Source organism: Streptomyces sp. HUAS MG56 (assembly GCF_058673395.1).
In genome coordinates this window covers 5254399-5270091 of the sequence record NZ_CM178722.1, presented here as the reverse complement: position 1 = coordinate 5270091, position 15693 = coordinate 5254399, and the positions used below count along the sequence as shown (strand labels likewise).

General features: G+C 74.7%; 9 protein-coding genes. 4 read left to right on the top strand and 5 right to left on the bottom strand.

Annotated elements, in window-relative coordinates; all coding sequences use genetic code 11:
• Positions 1 to 9: 9 nt before the first annotated feature.
• Positions 10 to 1035 carry a M23 family metallopeptidase gene (locus tag AC4OXY_RS24925; RefSeq protein WP_356029952.1) on the top strand — a complete coding sequence of 342 codons (1026 nt, stop codon included), beginning with the start codon at positions 10 to 12 and terminating at the stop codon, positions 1033 to 1035.
• A 74-nt stretch (positions 1036 to 1109) separates the two neighbouring features.
• Positions 1110 to 2054, top strand: coding sequence for an aldo/keto reductase (locus AC4OXY_RS24920; protein WP_362823525.1), 945 nt, complete (start codon positions 1110 to 1112; stop codon positions 2052 to 2054).
• Between the two features lie 40 nt (positions 2055 to 2094).
• Here the strand turns inward: AC4OXY_RS24920 and AC4OXY_RS24915 are convergent, their stop codons facing one another.
• The 4 genes from AC4OXY_RS24915 to AC4OXY_RS24900 form a co-directional block, all read right to left on the bottom strand.
• A complete protein-coding gene (locus AC4OXY_RS24915; RefSeq protein WP_402067410.1) occupies positions 2095 to 3432 on the bottom strand; it encodes a PrsW family intramembrane metalloprotease in 1338 nt (445 codons plus the stop codon).
• A gap of 69 nt (positions 3433 to 3501) precedes the next feature.
• Positions 3502 to 4329: a tRNA (guanosine(46)-N7)-methyltransferase TrmB gene (gene trmB, locus AC4OXY_RS24910; protein WP_362823524.1), complete on the bottom strand. Its 828-nt coding sequence runs from the start codon at positions 4327 to 4329 to the stop codon at positions 3502 to 3504.
• 269 nt (positions 4330 to 4598) lie between these two features.
• Complete coding sequence (gene lhgO / locus AC4OXY_RS24905; protein WP_356029955.1) at positions 4599 to 5819, bottom strand: L-2-hydroxyglutarate oxidase; 1221 nt, start codon at positions 5817 to 5819, stop codon at positions 4599 to 4601.
• 69 nt (positions 5820 to 5888) lie between these two features.
• Complete coding sequence (locus tag AC4OXY_RS24900; RefSeq protein ID WP_356029956.1) at positions 5889 to 7313, bottom strand: NsdA family TPR-like regulatory protein; 1425 nt, start codon at positions 7311 to 7313, stop codon at positions 5889 to 5891.
• Positions 7314 to 8002: 689 nt separating this feature from the next.
• Between AC4OXY_RS24900 and AC4OXY_RS24895 the strand changes: the two genes are divergently transcribed.
• The gene (locus tag AC4OXY_RS24895; protein WP_356029957.1) at positions 8003 to 10078 is read left to right on the top strand and encodes an asparagine synthase-related protein; all 2076 of its coding nucleotides are present in this window, start codon (positions 8003 to 8005) and stop codon (positions 10076 to 10078) included.
• A 164-nt stretch (positions 10079 to 10242) separates the two neighbouring features.
• Complete coding sequence (locus AC4OXY_RS24890; protein WP_491991094.1) at positions 10243 to 13566, top strand: ATP-binding protein; 3324 nt, start codon at positions 10243 to 10245, stop codon at positions 13564 to 13566.
• 26 nt (positions 13567 to 13592) lie between these two features.
• Here AC4OXY_RS24890 and AC4OXY_RS24885 read toward each other — a convergent pair whose 3' ends face one another.
• On the bottom strand, positions 13593 to 15503 hold the full coding sequence (locus tag AC4OXY_RS24885; protein ID WP_376287767.1) for a sigma-70 family RNA polymerase sigma factor: 1911 nt from the start codon (positions 15501 to 15503) through the stop codon (positions 13593 to 13595).
• Positions 15504 to 15693 lie beyond the last annotated feature (190 nt).

The following is a 15693-nucleotide window of genomic DNA, read 5'->3' as shown; positions in this document are numbered from 1 at the left end:
TACGCCCGCGTGGCGTCCAACCGGCTTGCCCCCGAAGCCCCGTCCATACCGGCGTCCGACGAGCCCGAACCCTTCGGCTACGGCTCCTACCACGCCGAAGAGGGCACGTGGGAGGAGTGGAACCCCACCGAGGACTCCGTCGACCGGGTCCGCGGCCGGCACCGGGTCGCCAAGCAGCGCAGCGGCTTCGCCCGCAGCTCCACCGTCCTCGGCGTCGGCGTCGTCGCCGCCGTCGGCGCGGGCGGCATGGCCAGCGCCCACACCGGCAAGCCGCCGGTCTCCATCTCCCTGCCGGACTCCGTGAGCCACCTCTTCGAGGGCGGCTCCACCGAGGCACCGAAGTCCACCACCGCCACCGGGCTCTCCGACGTCGGCATGCACACCGAGAGCGGCAGCAACGGCGACGCCGGCGAGGCCCTGCGCAACCGGATCATGGCCCAGGCCGAGCAGCAGCGGAGCAAGGCCGACAGCCGGGCCACCGCCGCCAGGCTCGCCACCGCCGAGCAGCAGACCGCCGACGCGGCCGCCAAGGCCGAGAAGGACGCCGCCGCCAAGGCCACGGCCGCCAAGGCCACGGCGGAGGCCGACGCCGCGAAGGCCGCTGAGGCCAAGCGCCTGGCCGAGCTGGCCAAGCAGTACACGCTGCCCGTCGTGTCGTACACGATCACCGGCACCTTCGGTCAGCCCGGCGCGATGTGGTCCTCCGGCTACCACACCGGTCTCGACTTCGCCGCCCCCACCGGCACCCTCATCAAGGCCGTCCACGGCGGCACCGTCACCCAGGCCGGCTGGGCCGGTGCCTACGGCTACCGCACCGTCCTGACCCTGGACGACGGCACCGAGCTGTGGTTCTGCCACCAGTCCTCGATCGGCGTCTCGGTCGGCCAGAAGGTCTCGACCGGCGACGTCATCGGCCGGGTCGGCGCCACCGGCAACGTCACCGGCCCGCACCTGCACCTGGAGGTCCACCCGAACGGCCAGGCCACCGCCATCGACCCGGCGCCGTGGCTGCGGGACAAGGGCCTCAACCCCTGACCCGTCCGACCTTCCGGGTGATCGTGGCGCCGGTGGCGGAATGAGATCATCCGTCGCCGGCGTTGACGTGAAGCATGACTTCCTTGCGCACACTCGGCAGTTCGGATCTCCAGGTCTTCCCCCTCTCCCTCGGCGGCAACGTCTTCGGCTGGACCGCCGACGAGGAGACCTCCTTCGCCGTGCTCGACGCCTACGCGGCGGCCGGCGGCAACTTCATCGACACCGCCGACGCCTACACCGCCTGGATCGAGGGCAACAAGGGCGGTGAGTCGGAGACGATCATCGGCAAGTGGGTCAAGGCCCGCGGCAACCGCTCCGATGTCGTCATCGCCACCAAGGTCAGCCAGCACCCCGAGTACCAGGGTCTGTCCGCCGCCAACATCAAGGCCGCCGCCGACGCCTCCCTGCACCGCCTGGACACCGACTACATCGACCTCTACTACACCCACTTCGACAGGCCTGAGGTCCCGGTCGAGGAGATCATCGGCGCCCTCGACGAGCTGGTCAAGGCGGGCAAGGTCCGGCACATCGCCGCCTCCAACATCAGCGCCGAGCGGCTGCAGGAGTCCCTCGACTTCTCCGCGCGCGAGGGCCTGGCCCGGTACGTCGCCCTCCAGCCGCACTACAACCTGGTCTCCCGCGACACCTACGAGGGCGGGCTGCAGGAGGTGGCCGCCAAGGAGAACCTGGCCGCGGTGCCGTACTTCGCGCTCGCCTCGGGCTTCCTCACCGGCAAGTACCGCCCCGGCACCACGGTCGACAGCGCCCGCGCCGGCCGGGTGCAGGAGTACGCGGACTCCGAGCGCGGCCAGAAGGTCCTCGCCGCCCTGGACGAGGTCGCCGCCGCCCACGAGGCCCCGCTCGCCACGGTCGCCCTGGCCTGGCTCGCGGCCCAGCCGACGGTCACGGCCCCGATCGCCTCGGCCCGCACGGTCGAACAGCTCCCCGCACTGCTGGGAGTGGCGGACCTGAAGCTCACGGACGAGGAACTGACGAAGCTGACGGCGGCGTCGGCCTGATCCCTCCCGGCGGCGCCGGGCCCCGCGCGAGCCCGACGGCCTACGACTGGTACGGGTTGTACGCGGGGTATGCGGGGTACGGCGCCGCCGGATACCCATACCCGTACGGGTACCCGTTCTGCGGATGCGGGGGAGCCCAGCGCGCCGGAGCCGGGGCGGTGGCCCGGGCGGCGTACTCCAGGGCCGGCCGCGCCGCGTCCCTGCGCCGCCAGAGCGCGTCCAGCAGCTCGCCCTCCCGTACGACGAAGTCGGCCCCGGCCCGCCCCGTGCGCCCGCGGTGCCGCAGCAGCGCGAGCGTCGTGGCGTACTCCTCGTAGCGCGCCACCTCCCGCGCCGCCGGCTTCCCGCCGTGGTGGCGGGCGTAGTCGCGCGCCGCGCGCCGCGCCCGCATCGACCCCAGCGCGTCCGGCTCGGCCGGCCCCAGCCACCCGGCCAGCACGTACACGGGCAGCTCCGCGCGCACGGTCCGCAGCTCCCGCTGCCGCGTCCAGATCGCCAGCCAGGTCAGCAGTCCGAACACGGGCACCATGAAGCAGCCGTAGACGGCGAAGAACCCGAACTCGCCGAAGGTCGAGGAGCCGTTCCAGAAGGCGTGCATGCTCATCGCGAGCAGCAGCCCGCAGAACGGCAGCAGCACCCGCCGCGCGCGCTGCCGTGGCGCGGAGAACGCGGAGAGGCCGAAGCCGAGGCCGGTCATGGTGGTGAACAGGGGGTGCGCGAACGGCGACATCACGATGCGCACGAAGAAGGTGGCGGCGGTGACGGAGGCGATGCCGCTGTCGCCGGAGAGCTGGTCGGCCCCGAAGGCCGTGCCGAGGTAGAGGATGTTCTCGGTGAACGCGAAGCCGGTGGCGGTGATCCCGGCTATCACCATCCCGTCCACGATCCCGGTGAAGTCGCGTCGGCGGAAGAGGAAGACCAGCAGCACGGCCGCGGCCTTGGCGGACTCCTCGACGATCGGCGCTATCACGGTGGCGCCGAGGGTGTCGGCGCCGGCCGGATCGGCGGTGGCGGTGGCTATCCACCTGGTCGCGAAGCTGTTGGCGACGATGGCTATGAGCGCCGCCGCGCAGGCGCCCCAGGCGAACGCGAAGACGAGGTTGCGCCGGGGGCCCGGCGCCACCCGGTCCAGCCAGCGGAAGGCGGCGGTCAGCCAGGGCACGGGCAGCACGGCCAGCCCGAGGCCGACGAGGAACCCCTCGGTACCGGTCTGCCGGCGCACGAGCGCGAGGATCACCAGCCCGGACAGCGCCAGGAGCGTGATCAGCGCCCCGTACCGCACCGATGCGCGCTGCCACCAGTGCGGATGGCGGAGCACGGGACCGCCGGGGGCGGGCGGATACGCGGGATACGGGGGACTGGTCGGACTGATGGCCACGGCATCGACCCTAACGGTGACGGGACGAGGGGCTGGAGCGGATTACCGGACCGGGAAGGTCCGGCTCGGTCAGGCGCTCTTGTGCGGTACGCGCCGGAACAGCAGGTCGTTCACCACATGACCCTTGTCCAGTCCCTGCCCCTCGAAACGGGTCAGCGGCCGGAACGCGGGGCGCGGTGCGAAACCGCCGTCCGCCTGCGTGTTCTCGAAGTCCGGGTGTGCGGTGAGGACGTCGAGCATCTGCTCGGCGTACGGCTCCCAGTCGGTCGCGCAGTGCACGAGCGCGCCGGGGCGCAGCCTCGTCGCGGCGAGGGTGAGGAACTCGGGCTGGATGAGCCGCCGCTTGTGGTGCCGCTTCTTCGGCCAGGGGTCCGGGAAGTAGACGCGCAGCCCGTCGAGCGCGTCGGGCGTGAGCATCTCGCGGAGCAGGATGATCGCGTCGCCGTTGGCCACCCGGACGTTGGCCATGCCGCCCTGGTCGGCGAGGTTCAGCAGATTGCCCTGGCCCGGGGTGTGCACGTCGACGGCGAGGATGTTGGTGTCCGGGTCCCCGGCGGCCATCTGCGCGGTGGCCTCGCCCATGCCGAAGCCGATCTCCAGCACGACGGGCCGGTCGTTCCCGAACAGCTCGCCGAGGTCGATGACCTGCTGCCCGTCGATGTCGAGCCCCCACACGGGCCACAGCCGCTGGAGCGCGTCGGCCTGCCCGGCCGTCACCCGGCTGCGCCGCGGCTGAAAGCTCCGGATCCGCCGCTCGAAGTGCGACCCGGCGGGATCGGCCTTGGGCCCGTCGGGAAACCGCGGTTCGCCCTTGGCCCGGGTGTGCCGGATGGACGAACCGGGTGCGTGGGGGTCGGCCGGAGCGGGGGCGTCGGGGGTGTTCAGCGAGTCAGACACAGTAAGACCGATTTTACGGCGCTCCGCAGCCACCCTCGGCTCCCGCCGGGGCTCCCCGCTCGGCCGCTCGGCACGCCCCCGGTCGCCGAGGCCCGGCGCACCGGCTCCCGCCGCGGCCCGGATCCGAGGAGCCTGCCGGGGTCCCGCCCTGTCGCCCGGCCCGGCGGGCGCGTCCTCGTTCGGTGTGTGCGCGGCTCTCGTGTTTTCCCGGGCGAGGTGGCTGTCTGGGGCGGTCAGCGCCCTCGGCTCCCGTCCGGCCAGGGGTTTGCTCAGTCGACCGTGCCGAGCATGTCCAGCACGCGGCGTCCCACTTCCCGGCCGATGGGCAGGGAGGCGGTGGCCGCGGGGGAGGGTGCGTTCAGTACGTGGACGGCCCTCGCGCCCTCGCGGATGAGGAAGTCGTCGACCAGCGTCCCGTCCCGCAGCACCGCCTGCGCCCGCACCCCGGCCGGGGCACGCACCAGGTCCGCGGGCTCCGCCCCGGGCAGCAGTCTGCGCACGGCATCCAGGAACGCTCCCTTGGACACCGACCGCCGCAGCTCCCCGGCGCCGTATCTCCAGTGCTGCCGGGCGATCGCCCACGATCCCGGCCAGGCCACGGTGCCGGCCAGCTCCCGGGGCCGCACGACTCCCCAGCCGTATCCCTCCCGGGCCAGCGCCGGCACCGCGTTGGGCCCGATGTGCACGCCGCCGTCGATGCCCCGGGTCAGATGCACGCCGAGGAACGGGAACGCCGGGTCCGGCACCGGGTACACGAGGCCGCGCACCAGCTCGGGGCGCGCCAGCTCGTAGTACTCCCCGCGGAACGGCACGATCCGCACCTCGGGCTCGTCCCCGGTCAGCCGGGCCAGCTCGTCGCAGTGCAGCCCGGCGCAGTTCACCAGCACACGCGCCCGTACGACGTCACCGGCCGCCGTGAGCACGGCCACGCCCCGCTCCGGGCGCCGGTCCACCCGCACGACCCGGGCGCCGTAGCGGATCTCGGCCCCCGAGGCATGCGCGAGCTGCCGGGCGACGCCGACGTAGTCGCAGACGCCCGTCGTACCGACGTGTATGGCGGCGAGTCCGCGCACCTCCGGCTCGTACTCGGTGATCTGCGCGGGGCCCAGCTCGCGGACCGGGATGCCGTTCTCCCGGCCGCGCTGCACGAGTGCGTGCAGCCGCGGCAGCTCCTCGCGCTCGGTGGCGACGATCAGCTTGCCGGTGACGGCGTGCGCGATGCCGTACTCGGCGCAGAACTTCACCATCTCGGCCGCGCCCCGCACCGCGTACCGCGCCTTGAGGGAGCCCGGGCGGTAGTAGATCCCGCTGTGGATCACCCCGCTGTTGCGGCCCGTCTGGTGCCGGGCCGGGCCCGGCTCCTTCTCCAGCACGGTGACCCGCGTCCCCGGCGCGGCCCGCGTGATCGCATACGCGGTCGACAGCCCGACGATCCCCCCGCCGACCACGAGAACATCACAGTCGTACGCACCGACCGGCACCTGCACCACCTCCCACCTCGATAGTGCACTGCGCCACTGACAATGCCTTCAAACGCGGCAGGTGTCCGATGTCACGGCTCAGGCGGGCGCCATCAGCAGGGGCCGGGCCCTCTCCCGCAGCTCCACCACCCGCGGCTCGTCCCCGTAGGGCTCCAGCCGGTGCAGCAGATCCTTCACGTACTCGGTCGTCCGGGCCGAGGAGATCCGCCCGGCCACCTCCACGGCCCGCACGCCCTGCTCGCACGCCGCGTCGAGGTTCCCGGACTCCAGCTCGGCGACGGCCGACACCACCAGCCGCAGCCCGTGCGAGCGTACGAACTCCTCCGTCGGCTTCGACAGGGCCTGTTCCGTGAACCGCCGCACCTGCCGAGGCGCCTTCAGATCGCGGTAGCACTCGGCGGCGTCGGCGGCAAAGCGGTCATAGCCGTAAAAACCGAGCCAGGACGGGTCGTTGTCGCCCTCGCGGGACCGCTCCAGCCATCCCTCCGCCGCCTTCAGTGCCGCCCCCGCGGCCTGTGCGTCCCCCGCGCGCGCGTGGGCCCGCGCCTCGACCAGCCGGAAGAAGCTCATCGTCCGCGCGGTCGCCAGCCCCCGGTTGCGCTCCAGGGCGGCCTGCGCCAGGTCGACGCCCTCGTCGCCGAAGCCGCGGTAGGTCGCCTGCAGCGACATGGAGGCGAGGACGTAGCCCCCGAGGGGGACGTCCGCCGCCGCGCGGGCGAGGCGCAGCGCCTGGATGTAGTACCGCTGCGCTGCCTCCTGCTGGCCGGTGTCGAAGGCCATCCACCCGGCGAGGCGGGTCAGTTCGGCGGAGGCGCCGAACAGGGCGCGGCCCACTTCGTCGGAGTAGGCGCCGAGCAGCAGCGGCGCCGCCTCCACCCGCAGGCACTCCGGCACCATCGACGAACGCCAGTCACCGCCGCCGTACTTGGAGTCCCAGCGCCGGGCGTCCTCGGCGGCCTCCCGCAGCTTGCGCACATCGCTGTGGCCGACTTTGATCGGTGCGCCGGAGCCCTCGACGGAGCCCGCCTCGCGTGCGACCGAGGTGTCGGCGGGGGTTATCAGCCATCGTGAGGCAGGCGTTGCGTATGCGCTCACTGCGAACGATCCGGCGAGCGACTGCCAGATGCCGCCGGTGCCGGCCCGGCGCCCGGCGAGGTCGAGACGGTACAGCTCCGTCGCCGACTTCACCGCCTGTGCCACGTCCCGGGGGAAGGCGAGGCCGACTTCGGGAGCGGGATCCGCGTCCGCCAGGCCGATCTCGTGGAGCGGCACCGGACGGCCGAGCTTCTGCCCGATGGCGGCCGCGATGAGGTGCGGCGCGGCGCCCTGCGGCACCATGCCCTTCGACACCCAGCGCGCCACCGAGGTCTTGTCGTAGCGAAGAGTCAACCCGCGTTGGGCGCCAAGGTCGTTGACGCGTCGTGCGAGTCCTGCGTTGCTGATTCCCGCGAGGGCGAGAACGGCGCCGAGCTTTTCGTTCGGCCCGCGTTGCTCCCTGGACATGCGCCACCCCTCGACACAGACGGCTGCCGCGCTGGCATAACCACGCGGCATTCGTAAACCCAGCGTAGTTCGCCGCATCCCAAGCGTTAAGGGGCATTGTTCCGGATGGCGGGATTGTGGTCCGTACGGAAGCGCCGCCCTGCACGCACTGTGCACGGTCTGTCGCCGCGTGCCCCCGCGTGTGTGGCCGTGCGCCCGTCCGTGCGCTCTTCTCCGGCCATCGGGGGAGCGGTTCCATGGCTCTTGCGTGGGTCGGCCCGCTGTACTGGATCCAGTGGGCTGGGGGACACCGCCACCTTCATCCCCGCGGGTGGCGGACCGGTCCGGGAGGCGATGCCCGCCTCCCGGACTGTGCGCGTGCCCGCACCGCCGCCCGTTTCGCGCGCCTGTACGGAGCGTGCTCAACTCGGGCTTCGCTCTCCGTATTTGGCTGAAAATCGCCCCGGCCCGTCGCGGTGGATTCCTGCTCCGACCATGCAACTTGAGGGCGCGAAGGGCGTCTTGGGGGAGCGTACAGGGGGCGCATTCGAGTCGAGCTCACCACCCCCCTTCCTCGCCCCGCCGCCGAACTCCGCGCGCGTTTCCCTCGATCGAAGCCGGTGCCGCCGCCCCTCCACAGCGCGTCCTTCATGGCAGCATGGGGACCGGTTCGTACGGTGCACTGTTGTCCACAGCCTGTGGAGGCGTCGATGCGGTGGTTGGTGGGTTGGAGCAGCACCGCCGCGGGCATCGCCGGAATCGGCTCCGCGGGTGCCACCGGTTACGACGGCGAGACCCTGCACCCGGTCGGCTCCCACCTCCTGTGGGGCGACCCGGATCCGCTGTGGGCCGTCGGCGACTGGCGCCCGGACGAGGTGCGCGTGGTCAAGGCCGACGCGGACAACCGCATCGCCGTCCTCGGCATCTGCGGCGCCTCCGACGAGGAGCTGCGGCGCGCCCTGTTCACCGCGCGCGGGGGCGCACTCCGGCATCTGACCGCCTGGCCCGGCAGCTACACGGCCGTCGTCCAGGTCGGCCGGCGCATCACCGTCTGCGGCGACCTCGCGGGCGCGCGCCCGGTCTTCCACACCCCCTGGGCGGGCGGCACCGCCTACGCCACCGCCGCGCTGCCCCTCGCCGACCTCATCGAGGCCAACCTCGACTTCGGCCACCTCGCCGCCCTGCTCGCCGCCCCCGACGTACCGGCCGCACTGCGCGACACCACCCCGTACGAGGGCGTACGCCGTGTTCCGCCGGGGCACGCACTCGTGCTGCGCGCCGGAGCACGCGAGATCGCCGGGTACGAGCACGTCGCCTCGCTCGCCGTGGCCGCGCCCGCCGCCGACCCCGACCACGCCGTGGACGCCGTACGCGACGCCCTCGTCGAGGCGGTACGCGCGCGTCTGGCGGCACCGCGGCACGTGCCCGACCTCGATCCCGGGCCGGTGCCCGGCATGGGCCCGGCCGAGCGGCGGGCCCGGCGCGGGATGCCCGTGCCCGGCATCGGCGCCGACCTCTCCGGCGGCCCGGCCTCCGGCACCCTCGCCCTGCTGGCCGCCGGGCTGCCCGGCCGCCCCGGCACACTGCTCGGACACGGCACCGGCGCCGGCGAACGGCTCCTCGCCGTCACCTTCAACGACCTGGCCGTCGGCGGCCGCGAGGCCGAGGTGGAACGCGCCGGGGCCCTCGCCGCGAACCCCCGCCTGCACCACGTGGTGGTCACCGGCGCCGAGGAGACCCTGCCGTACGCCGACCTCGACGGCCCCCTCACCGACGAACCGGGGCCCGCCCTGGTCACCGCCGCCCGGCACCGCGCCCGCCTGGCCTCCGGCAGCGCCGACCACGTCACCGGACACGGCGCCCGGCAGGTCCTCGACGCCCACCCCGCCCGCCTCGCCGACCTCCTCATGGACCGCAAGCGGCGCCATCTGGTCCGCCCGGTCGCCGCGCTCGCCCGGGCCGACGGCTCGGTGATGGTCCCCGCGCGCGTGTACGGCGCGGCCCGGCGCCTCGCCCGCACGCCCTACCGGGCCGGGCTGGAGGCGCTGGCGGAGCGGCTGATGCGGCGCCGCTTCGACGAGCCCAAGGGGGCGGTCGGCGCGTCCCTCGCCGCGCTGACCTGGGCCAGACCGGGGCCGGCCGCCCGTTGGCTGACGGGAGAGGCGCTGGCCGAAGTATCGGTTCTGCTCCAGGCCGAGGCGGACCGCTCCGGAACCGGCGCGCTGCGCCCCGGCGAACACCGCGCGCGTGCCGCGCTCGCCCGCGGCGCCGCCGACCTGCGCGTCCTGGAACAGGCCGCCGAGATCCGCTCCCAGCGCCTGCACGCACCCTTCCTCGACAACCAGGTGGTCCGCGCCTGCCGCGCCCTCCCCGAGGCCCTGCGCGTCCAGCCTGGCGCACGCGCCTCGATCCTGCGCACCGTCCTGGAGGGCGCCGGCGTCACCGACCTCCCGCCCGGCTGGGGTGCCCCCTCCCACGCCTCCTCGGCGGCGGCCACCCGCGCGGGCCTGCGCATGGCGGCCGACCCTCTGCTGGACCTCTTCGCGACGCCGCTCCTGGCCGACGCCGGACTGGTGGAGGCCCGCGTGGTCCGCGAGGCCCTCCAGTCGGCGGCGGCAGGCGCCGCGCTCCCCCTGGACGGCCTGGCCGACCTGATCTCCCTGGAACTCTGGCTCCGCCGCCTGCTGTCGCGCCGAGGCACCTGCTGGACGGGAACACCGGCACGCGCGCGTGCGGTGCCCTCCGGGATCCAGCCGAGAAGGGGCGCTTTGGCCTCCGGCGCCTGAGCAGCGGGGCCGGGGGTGGTCCAGCCGTACGCCGCCTGCGACCCGGTGGGGAGCCGTTCGCGCAGTTCCCCGCGCCCCCGGGGCAGCCGCGGGGCAGGGAGTCGATCCGTGCCGCGCACGAAACCCCCGTGCCCCGTGTCCCCCGACCCCGCGACAATGGCCCGATGCGGTACAGAATCCTGGGCGTAACCCAAGCAGAGGACGACCAGGGCACCCCCGTACCCCTCGGCGGCCGGCGTCTGCGCACGCTGCTCGCCGCCCTCGCGCTGCGCCCCGCCCGCACCGCCACCTCCGAGACCCTGATCGACGAGATCTGGGCGGACGACCCGCCCCAGGACGCCCCCGCCGCCCTCCAGGCGCTCGTCGGCCGCCTCCGCCGTGCCCTCGGCCGCCACACCGTCGTCTCCACCCCGGGCGGCTACCGCCTCGAAGCCACCGAGGACGACATCGACCTGCACGTCTTCGCCCGCCTGACCCGTACCGGCACCCAGGCCCTCGCCGCGGGCGACCCGGCCACCGCCCACCGCACCCTCACCGAGGCCCTCGCCCTCTGGCACGGCCCCGCGCTCGCCGACCTCCCCGACCGCACCGCGGCCACCCGTCCCGAGGCCCTGCGCCTGGAGGCGACCCGCGCCCGGGCCGCCGCCGCCCTCGACCTGGGCCGCGCCCCCGACGTCGTACCGGAACTGCGGGAACTGACCACGGCCCACCCCCTCGACGAGCCCCTGCACGCCCTCCTCGTCCGCGCCCTGCGTGACACGGGCCGCCCCGCCGACGCCCTCGCCGCCTACGAGTCCGCCCGCCGCGCCCTGGCCGACACCCTCGGCACCGACCCGGGCCCCGAACTCAGGTCCCTGCACGCCTCGTTGCTCGAACAGCCGGAGACACCACCGGCCTCAGCGGTGCCGGCCGACCCTGCCCGGCCCCCTGAGCGCACCGGCAACCTCCGCCCCCGTCTGACGTCCTTCGTCGGACGGGAACCAGAACTCGCGGCCATTCGTTCCGACATGCACAGGGCCCGCCTGGTCACGCTCACCGGACCGGGCGGTTCGGGAAAGACCCGCCTCGCCGAGGAGGCCGCCGCAGGGCTGCCGCAGGCATGGCTGGTCGAGCTGGCCCCGCTCGACCACCCCGAGGCGGTCCCCGGCGCGGTGGTCAGCGCCCTCGGTCTGCGCGAGACCGTGCTGCTGACCAACGAGCTGACGACCCCGCAGGCCGACCCTGTCGCCCTGCTGATCGAGCACTGCGCGCAGCGCAGCCGACTCCTGATCCTTGACAACTGCGAGCATGTCATCGGCGCGGCGGCGGACCTCGCCGAGACCCTCCTCACCCACTGCCCCGGGCTCACGATCCTCGCGACCAGCCGTGAACCCCTGGGCGTCCCCGGCGAGTCGGTGCGTCCGGTCGAGCCCCTCGCCCCGGAGCAGGCGCACCGCCTCTTCACCGAGCGCGCGAAGGCCGTCCGTCCCGACGCCGACGCGGCGCTCGCCGACGCCGGGGCCGTGGCGGAGATCTGCCGCCGCCTGGACGGGCTGCCGCTCGCCATCGAGCTGGCCGCGGCCCGGCTGCGGCTGCTGTCCCCGCGGCAGATCGCCGACCGGCTCGACGACCGCTTCCGCCTGCTCACCTCCGGAAGCCGTACGGTCCTGCCCCGCCAGCAGACCCTCCGCGCGGTCGTCGACTGGTCGTGGGACCTGCTGGACGAGCGCGAACGCACGCTGCTGCGCGAGGTGTCCGTGTTCGCCGGCGGCTGGGACCTCACGGCGGCCGAGGCGGTGTGCTCGGGCCCGGCGGCCGACCTGACGGGCGCCCTCGTGGACAAGTCCCTCGTCGTGGCCACGCCCACCGGCCCCGACGGCTCCGGCGGCATGCGCTACCGCATGCTGGAGACCATCCACGAGTACGCCACCGAGCGCGCCGCCGAGGTCCCCGGCCTGCGCGCCGCCGCCGAGCGCCGGCACCGCGCGTGGGTGCGCGCGCTGGTCGAGGAGGCCGACCCGCTGCTGCGCTCGGCGGCCCAACTGCCGTGGATCTCCCGCCTGGAGACCGAGCTGGACAACGTCCGGGCGGCACTGGACCGCGCGGTGCGCGTCGGCGACGAGGCGGAGGCGGGCGCGATCGCCCTCGCCATGGGCTGGTTCTGGTGGCTGCGCAACCACCGCCAGGAGGCGGTCGCCCGGGTCCACCTGGTCCTGCGCCTGGGCGTGGCCCTGGACACCCTCGCGGCGCCCGGCATGTCCGACGCCCCGCGCACCGGCGGCGCACTGGCCGGGCTCGTGGAGGCGGCCGACCCGGTCGGGGCGTTCGTCGCCGCCCCGGACGGCGAGGCCGGGCATCCGCTGCGCGAGCTGCGGTCGGACCTGCGGATGCTCTACCTGTTCCTGACCTCCGAGTCCGGTGCGGGGCTCCACCTCGCGGCGGACCCGCGCGCCCCGCAGTACGTCGCGCGCGTACGGGCCGCCTACGAGCACGGCGGCCCCCAGGCGGCGCGGCTCCCCGGCATCGTCTGGCCGCTGACCGCCTACTACCTGGGCGGCCCGGCGGACGTCGGCCCGGACATGGCCGCCGCCGTCGCCAACTGCCGCAGATACGGCGGCGACTGGGAGATCGGCGTCGCCCTGATGTACCGCACCCACGTGACCGTCGACTCCCCGGGCAACCTGCGGGGCGTGGACGAGGACCTGGCCGAGCTGCGCACGCTCAGCCGGCGTGTCGGGGACCGCTGGATGCGGGCCCAGGTGTGCAGCGCGGCGGGCGAGGCGGCCATGGCGCGCGGCCGGTTCGAGGAGGCCCGCGGCGAGTACGAGGAGGCGCTGCGCCTCGCCCACGAGGTGGGCGCCCACGCCGAGGCGCCGTTCCTGATGGCGCGGCTCGCCGAGATCGCCTACCGCTCGGGCGACCCGAAGACCGCGCTGACCGCCCTGGAGGAGGCGGAAGCGGCCGCCGACCGGTACACGGTGCGCGAGCCGAAGGCCTTCGTGCTGCTGCTGCGGGCCCAGATCGCCCTGCGCGAGGGGCAGACGGCCTGCGGCCGCGCGCTGTACGAGGCGAGCTGTGAGGCGGCGCGCGGAGGCACCCCGCCACCGCAGTTCGCGGCGGGGCTGCGGATGGTCGAGGCGCTCGTCGTCGCCGCCGAGTCGGGCCCCGCGCACGGGCTGCCGATCCTCGCCGAGGCGCTGCGCGAGGCCGTGGCCCAGCGGTGCGCCGAGGCGATCACGGCGGGCCTGGTCGACACCGCCGCCGGTCTGCTGGCCCGGCACGGCGATCTGCCGCGCGCGATCCGGCTGTACGCCGCCGCGGACCGCTGGCGCGCCGGCACCCGGCGCCCCGAGCCGGAGCACATCGAGGCCGCCCGGGTGCACGCCGGCGCCCGCGCGGCCCTGCCCGTCGACCGCTACGCGGCAGAGCGCGCCCTGGGCGCGTCCCTCGGCGTGGCCGAGGTGCTGCGCGAACTGACCACCGCGGAGCCGCCGGTCGAGAGCCGCTGAGGACCACGACCGGCGGACGGGCAGGGCTACCGGCAGGTGAACCGGGACTGTGCCCAGTCCGCGAGCGCCGCCTGGTCGAAGACGTTGCTGTGCGGCTCCACGACGAGCCGTACGGTTGTGCGCCCGGTCAGGTCCACATGGACGGGGACGGCCTGGTCGCGCCCCTTGACCATGCCGGACCGCCACAGCCGGACCCCGTCGGCGTACACCGAGAACGACACCTTGCCGAGGCCGAGCGTCATGTCGTCCACACCGGCCTGCGCGTCGTACGCGGTGCACTGCCGGTTCAGGGTGATGGTGACGGAGGACTCGCCGTTCACGGTGACCCCGCGCGCGTACCGCACGCCGCCGATCGACATGCCGTAGCGCTGCCACACCCAGCTGCTCTCGCCGAGCCGGATCTCGGGCCGGGTGCCGTCGCCGTCGACGTCGTAGCTCAGCTCGTTCATCTCGTAGACGGTGGGCGCCAGCGGTGGAGTGGGCGTCGGGGTCGGTGTCGGCGTGGGCCTCGGCGAAGGCGTCGGAGTCGGAGTCGGTGTGGGCTTCGGCCTGGGGGCCGGCGTGGGCGTGGGCTTCGGCGTGGGGGTCGGTGTCGGGGTCGGTTCGGCGGCGGGCACGACCGGCGGCGGGGCCGGCGTGTGCCTCGACGGGGTCGGCCGCGGCGCCGGAGGCCGTACGGCCGGCGCGGACGGCGCCGGTCTCGCGATCTCCTTGGTCGGCGGGTGGCTGTCGTTGGCCAGGGCCAGCGCCACCGCGGCGGCGGCCACCGCGACGACACCGGCCGCGATCCCCGCCTTCACCGGCGCCCCGAGCCCCTCCGACGCCGCGGCCCCGCCCGCGCCGCCCGCCCCGCCGGACGAGCCGGTGGCCGCGGCGGCGACCCCGGCGGCCCCGGCCGAGGCGCTGCCGGCCACGATGCCGAGCGCCTTGGCGTACCCGGCGGTGGCGAACCAGCCGATGACCGCGACCGGGACGACACCGGGGATGCCGCTCGCGACCTCTTCGATCTGCGCGGCGGCCAGCCGGCACTTGGCGCACTCCTCCAGGTGCTTGCGCAGCCCCCGCTCGGCGCGGATGCGCAGCTTGCGGCGGGCGTACGTGCCGAGCTGGTCGGCGTAGCGGGCGCACTCCTCGTCACCGGCGAGGGTGGCGCTGACGTGGGCCTGGAGATAGGCCTGCTTCAGCCCCTCGCGCGCGCGGCTGGCGAGCACCCGGGTGCCGTTGGCGTCCAGCCCGAAGAGCACGGCCACCTCGCTCGGGGACTCGTCCTCCACCTCGGTGTGCCACAGCACGGCCTGCCAGCGCTCGGGCAGCGAGCGGAACGCCCGCATGGCCATGGACTGTTCGGCCTCCCGCATGGCGCGCACGTCGGCGCCCAGGTCCAGGCCCGCGCCGAAGGAGCCGATGGACGAGGCGTCGTCCGGCACCTCGGACGCGCGCGAGGCGTGCTGGGCGAAGACGGCGAAGTCGTCGACGAGGTGCTCACGCCGGGCGGACTTGGTCCAGTTCGCGGCGACGCGGCGTACGGAGGTGAGCAGGTAGGCCCGTACGGCGTGCTCGGGCCCGGCCCCGCCGCGCACGGCCTGCAGCATGCGGGCGAAGACCTCGGCGGTGAGGTCGTCCGCGGTGTGCCCGTCGCGGCAGCAGGTCCGCGCGTAACGCCGTACGGCATCGGCGTGCCGCCGGTACAGCTCCTCGTACGCGGAGTCGTCGCCCCCGCGCATCCGCTCGATCAGCTCGGCGTCGCCCGGCGGCATCCCCCGGGGCGGCGGCAGGACGCTGCCCTCACGCTGGGCCGGCACGCTCCCGGCGGCGGTGCGACCGCCCCGGCTCGGACCGCCCTGGCTCGGTACCTGGGGCGGGGTCTCCGCAGTGGTCTCCGCGGCCGCCGCGCCCGCGTCGTCACCGCGTGACTCGTCCTGCCCCTCAACGCCCATCGCGGAAAGCCCCCGACGCCGGCCCAGCCCAAACCGTCACCGGCACAGAGTGCCACACTGTCTTTTGTTCAACGACCCCCGTGCACGGCATCCACTCATCCGAGGGGCATGGTCAACCCGCCCCCTCGAACATCATCCGAACGGGCGAACCCGACGCGCCCGCACCCGCCCGTGAAACCGTCACGGGCGG